This is a genomic window from Prevotella sp. Sow4_E9_plate (assembly GCF_052116205.1).
Lineage (GTDB): Bacteria > Bacteroidota > Bacteroidia > Bacteroidales > Bacteroidaceae > Prevotella.
Window position 1 is genome coordinate 1 of the sequence record NZ_JBQKLN010000135.1, and the last position, 606, is coordinate 606.

1 protein-coding gene is annotated in these 606 nt (G+C 45.4%); it reads right to left on the reverse strand.

Features of this window, described 5'->3' with window-relative positions; all coding sequences use genetic code 11:
* The coding region (locus tag ACTQ53_RS17570) for an ATP-dependent DNA helicase (RefSeq protein WP_441934608.1) at nt 1-606 on the reverse strand (606 nt) is incomplete at both ends.

Genomic DNA, 606 nt, shown 5'->3' on the forward strand with positions numbered 1-606 from the left:
AAGCTCCGTTGCTTCATATTCCACCAGATTGTTGTCAAAGTTGACACAGAGTGTGCGGTCTTCTATGTTGACTTTTTCTACAGTTCCGATGTCACCATTGTACACATTCTTATCGTAATTGTTACGTATTTGCATCACACGGTCGCCCAACTTATAAGTTGTACCACCACGGCTTATGCCCAATGTAGTTGTATTGAGTGCTTGCTGTAGCATCATGTTCAGGTTGGCTGCACCTACCACACTTCTTTGCATCGGCGTAAGTACCTGGATGTTGCTTAAAGGCTGATTGTAAGCCTTTGGCAAGCGATACTTCACAAGTTTTACTATTTCTTCAGCCACTTGTTCCGGGTCTTCATTTTTGATGAAGAAGAAGTCGGTCTGCTTGCCGTTGCTCGTATCTGGATAATGCCCTTGGTTGATGGCATGGGCACTCATGACGATTCTACTGGATTGAGCCTGCCGGAAGATGCGGGTTAGTCGAACTACGGGAATCTTCTCGGAGTCAATAATGTCACGCAAAACATTGCCAGCTCCAACACTTGGCAACTGGTCAATATCACCCACAAGCACTAAGCGCATGTGTTCGGGAATAGCCTTCATTAGATT